3 protein-coding genes are annotated in these 5,043 nt (G+C 52.0%); 1 reads left to right on the top strand and 2 read right to left on the bottom strand.

Translation table 11 applies throughout. The features are described 5' to 3' along the window. Positions 1-157: 157 nt before the first annotated feature. Positions 158-2,584: a leucine--tRNA ligase gene (gene leuS, locus NI21_RS0115515; RefSeq protein ID WP_033127117.1), complete on the bottom strand. Its 2,427-nt coding sequence runs from the start codon at positions 2,582-2,584 to the stop codon at positions 158-160. A gap of 265 nt (positions 2,585-2,849) precedes the next feature. On the opposite strand from leuS, the gene NI21_RS0115510 reads away from it, so the two are divergent. Further along, a complete protein-coding gene (locus tag NI21_RS0115510; protein WP_033127118.1) occupies positions 2,850-4,253 on the top strand; it encodes a sodium:alanine symporter family protein in 1,404 nt (467 codons plus the stop codon). Between the two features lie 108 nt (positions 4,254-4,361). On the opposite strand, the gene NI21_RS0115505 is transcribed toward NI21_RS0115510, so the two are convergent. After that, on the bottom strand, positions 4,362-5,043 hold a 682-nt coding region (locus NI21_RS0115505), incomplete at its 5' end, for a transposase (protein WP_033127116.1).

The following is a 5,043-nucleotide window of genomic DNA, read 5'->3' as shown; positions in this document are numbered from 1 at the left end:
TGACGCCCTTGCCATTAGCTGCACCCTTCCCACTGCCGGGCGGGTCAGGGACTTTCACCCGTTAGAACGTGTGCCCGCCGGGCACACAAAACAGCGCAGATAATGTTTCCATTACCTGCGCCATTTTCCCTTTTATGCTTTTAAATATTTATTACATTTATTTCTGCACAATATTGATAATCCTTCCCGGCACATAGATTTCCTTCACAATATTGCCGGTCAGCTTATCCTTTACAGCTTCCTTGCCTTTCGCGATGGCATCCTCCTTGGATATGTCCGCCGGAAGAGCTACCACTGCCCTTGTCTTTCCGTTGACCTGGACAGCGATCTCCACCTCGTCGTCCTTCATGGCATCCTCATCGTAGGACGGCCATCCTGCGTGGAAGACAGTCTCTGTGTGGCCCAGCTCCTCCCACATCTCTTCTGCCATGTGAGGAGCGAAGGGCGCCAGGAGAACAGCCATTGTCTCCATGGTCTCCCTGTCCACGCCGCCCTCTTTCTTGGCGATGGCAGCCAGGCTGTTGGTGTGCTCCATGAACGCGGAGATGACCGTGTTCAGGCTGAAGTTCTCCAGACGCGTTGTCACGTCGTAGACCAGCTTGTGACGCTCCTTGAGCATCTCCTTTGTGGCCTTGATATCCTTGTCCTTGCTGTCCTGCAGCAGGTTCCAGACCTTCTTGAGGAAGCGGTACACACCGTCAATTCCCCTGTCATCCCACTCTGCATCCAGCTCCGGCGGTCCCACGAAGAGCTCGTACATGCGCAGGGAGTCGCAGCCGTAGTCGCGCACAAGGTCGTCAGGAGAAACGACATTTCCCTTTGACTTGCTCATCTTGATGCCGTTCTTTCCTGTGATCATGCCCTGGTTGAACAGCTTGGTAAAGGGCTCGTCAAAGTCGATCACGCCGATGTCGCAGAGGAACTTTGTATAAAATCTGGAGTACAGGAGGTGAAGCACCGCATGCTCCACACCGCCGATGTACATGTCCACCGGCAGGAGGGCATCTGCCTTCTCCCTGGAAACCAGCTCCTTGTCATTGTGGTTGTCCACGTAGCGGAGGAAATACCAGGAGGATCCTGCCCACTGGGGCATGGTGTTTGTCTCTCTCTTGGCCGGCTTTCCGCAGACCGGACACTTGCAGTTTACCCACTCGTCGATGGCAGCCAGCGGTGACTCGCCGGTTCCTGTGGGCTCATAGGACTCCACATCCGGCAGCCGCAGCGGAAGCTCCTCCTCCGGAACGGGCACGGCGCCGCAGTCCGGGCAGTGCACGATGGGGATGGGCTCGCCCCAGTAGCGCTGGCGGGAGAATACCCAGTCCCGCAGCTTGTAGTTGACTGTCGCGCGGCCAATGCCCTTCTCTTCTATAATATGGGGGCCTTCCTTCTTCAGCACGGAGGACTCCATGCCGTTCCACTCGCCGGAGTTGATCATGACTCCGGACGCCTCTGTGTAGGCCTCAGTCATATTTTCAATCTCTTTCCCGTCCTTGGAGATAACCTGGATGATGGGAATGTCAAACTTCTTCGCAAACTCAAAGTCACGGTCATCGTGTGCAGGCACGCACATGATGGCTCCTGTACCGTAGTCAGCCAGCACATAGTCGGAGAGCCAGATCGGCACCTTTGCGCCGTTCAGCGGATTGATGGCGTATGTCCCTGTGAACACACCTGTCTTCTCCTTGTCCTGCATACGGTCCACGTTGGACTTCATGGAAGCCTCGTAGATGTATTTGTCCACAGCCTCCTTGTTCTCCGGTGTGGCCAGGGAAGCCGCCAGGGCGTGCTCCGGAGCCAACACCATGAAGGTAGCGCCGTACAGAGTGTCGGGGCGAGTAGTGTAGACCGTGATCTTCTCCTCTCTTCCCTCCACCGGGAAATCCACCTCTGCTCCGTAGGACTTTCCGATCCAGTCTGTCTGCATCTTCTTAACCTTCTCCGGCCAGTCCAGCTTGTCCAGGTCGTTCAGAAGACGCTCCGCGTACTTTGTGATCCGCAGCATCCACTGGCGGAGATTTTTCTTTGTCACCTCTGTGCCGCAGCGCTCACATTTTCCGTTGACAACCTCCTCATTGGCAAGACCTGTCTTGCAGGAGGGACACCAGTTGATGGGGAATTCCTTCTCATAGGCAAGCCCCGCCTTGAACATCTTCACAAAGATCCACTGTGTCCACTTGTAGAACTCCGGATCTGTGGTGTTGACCTCCATATCCCAGTCATAGAGAGCCGCGATCTGGTTGATCTGCTCCTTGATGTGCTTGATGTTCTCAGCTGTGGATTTGGCCGGGTGCACGCCCATCTTGATGGCGTAGTTCTCAGCCGGAAGGCCGAAGGCGTCCCAGCCCATGGGATGGATGATATAGTAGCCCTGGAGGAGCTTGTATCTGCTCCACACATCGGAGATCACATACCCTCTCCAGTGTCCTACATGGAGCCCGTTTCCTGATGGGTACGGGAACATGTCCAGACAGTAATATTTCTCACGCTTGTTGCCGTTCTTATCTACCTTGGTATTCACCGGGTTCTTCTCCCAGTTTTCCCTCCACTTCTTCTCGATCGCCTTATGGTTATAAGGTACTGCCATTGTTCATTCCTCCTAAATACTTTGCGTAAATGTACACTATTTCTAATTTTACCATAGGAAGATTGTCTGTCAAGTTTTCACTTCGGATTTTGTACATTTTATCGGGAAATTTTGCTGGACAAACCCCCTTTTTCTGAGATATGATATAGGAGTCTGCCACTCCCTTTTCAACATGGCTGAGGTCTTGGCTTTGAGGGCAGATATCCGACTTTATTTTCACCACACAGACACAAAAGATAAAAATATGAGAAAGAGAGGGGCAAACATGTTTGCACAGATTATCAACAGTTTAAGTGACCTGCTGTACACCTACATTCTGATCGTCCTTCTGGTTGGAACCGGCATCTATTTCACCATCCGGACACGGGGCGTACAGTTCCGCCTGCTGCGGGAAGCGATCCGGGTCGTCATGGAACCAAAGGACAGCGAGGACGGGCTCTCCTCCTTCCAGGCTCTGATGGTCTCCACGGCCTCCAGAGTAGGAACGGGAAATATTGCCGGCATCTCCACCGCCATCTGCATCGGCGGTCCGGGAGCTGTCTTCTGGATGTGGCTGACGGCTCTGCTGGGAAGCGCCTCCGCCTTTATTGAGAGCACTCTGGCACAGATCTATAAAAGGAAGGCCCAGGACGGTACCTGCTACGGAGGCCCTGCCTACTATATCCAGGCCGCGCTGAAAAAGCGCTGGTTGGGAGCCGTCTTTGCCGTATTCCTGATCCTCACCTACATGGTGGGCTTCAACATGGTGGCCTCCTTCAACATAACCGACTCCTTCAGGGCATACGGCTTTTTTAACGAGACGACTACTCCCTACGTCATCGGTGGCATACTGGCAGTCATCTTCTGTATCTGTATATTCGGCGGAAGCACGCAGATTTCAAAGATCACCGGTATACTTGTCCCTGTCATGGGTATCTTCTATCTGGCAGTAGCCCTCTTCATCGTTGTGACACACTTCAGCCTGATACCGAAGATGTTCGTGGATATTTTTACAAACGCCTTTGATTTCCAGGCCATCTTTGGCGGCTTTACAGGCTCCTGCATCATGCAGGGTATCAAGAGAGGACTTTTCTCCAATGAGGCCGGCGTCGGTTCCGCCCCTAATGCGGCCGCCAGCGCCTCTGTGTCCCACCCCGTTAAGCAGGGTCTTGTACAGATGCTCTCCGTATTTATCGACACCATCGTGATCTGCTCTGCAACCTCCTTCATGCTTCTCTGCTCCGGAGTTGCACCAAGCGATGCGCTGAAGGGAATGCCCTGGGTACAGACAGCGGCAGCGGAGACACTGGGAAGCTTTGGAACCACCTTCATCACAATCGCGCTGTTCCTCTTCGCATTCACCACACTCATCGGCAACTACTTTTATGCGGAGATGGGCCTCGGTTATCTGTGTGACAAAAAGCCGGGGAAAAAGCTGCTGACCGTTTTCCGCCTTTTTGCTACGGTCGTTGTATTTGGCGGCGCCCTCATGGAGTTCTCCGTCGCATGGGCCACAGCCGATGTTATCATGGGATTCCTGGCTCTCATCAACCTGCCTGTCATCATCATCCTTGGCAAGCCGGCCATCCGCTGCCTGAAGGATTACATGATGCAGAAAAAGGCGGGCAAAAACCCGGTCTTCAAGGCTGCTGACATCCAGCTTAGGGACAGGACAGATTTCTGGAACTAGGGGCTTCTCGAGGGTGTCCCAAAACTATGAATTTTTAAATTTATAGGAAAGGGGCATCCCTTTCTTTTATCAAAAGGCTCTTTCATATCTGAAAAACGGCACTGGTCCTTAGCCTTCCAGTGCCATTTTTGTGATATTATGGGCAATCGATAATAGTCCCCACTCTATCTTTACCTTCTCTTTTCCTCGGAGCAGAAATCGCCGGAACGACCAACAGCCTTTGATTCTTCCAAAGGTCTGTTCTACTTCCACCACTCTTTGTGAACGCAGCTCCAGTCCTTTCTCAGAGCAAAGGTTTTCGTTCGCTTTTCTCTTTAACTCATTTAAACGATGGGATATCCGTATCGTCTTTGGTTTGTCTGAGTTTTTGCACTCCCCTGCATATGGACACCCTCCGCAGTCTTCACACCGGTAATAATCTCTACGGGTTTCATATCCAGCGTCTGTTACATATTTTCGGTCCCCTACATGCTCCAGATGTTTTCCATTCCGGCATAGGAAACAATCCCTCTCTTTATTGTAGGGTAAATGTTCCGGTAAATAGGGGTTCTCTCGGTTCTTTCGTCTCTTTTCCCAATGAAACTTATTATATTTCACATAATTGCCCAGTTGTTTTTCTTCTAAATATTCGTAATTCTCTTCACTCCCGTATCCTGCATCTGCCACGATGTTTTCCGGGAACCTACCCAGTTTCTCCTTTAGATGCTGCAAATGGGGGATCATCGTTGTTGTGTCTGTAGGATTAGGGTGGATAGTAAAACCTACGATATACCGGTTTTCTGTCCCAATC

It is taken from the genome of Eubacterium sp. ER2 (assembly GCF_000765215.1).
Taxonomy (GTDB): Bacteria; Bacillota; Clostridia; order Lachnospirales; family Lachnospiraceae; genus Claveliimonas; species Claveliimonas intestinigallinarum.
Note: the sequence above shows the minus strand (reverse complement) of the source record. Positions and strands in the feature narration are given on the sequence as shown.

Excerpts from the sequence above, each read along its gene's own strand:
- leuS (WP_033127117.1), bottom strand. The coding sequence starts at position 2,584 with ATGGCAGTACCTTATAACCATAAGGCGATCGAGAAGAAGTGGAGGGAA.
- NI21_RS0115510 (WP_033127118.1), top strand. The coding sequence starts at position 2,850 with ATGTTTGCACAGATTATCAACAGTTTAAGTGACCTGCTGTACACCTAC.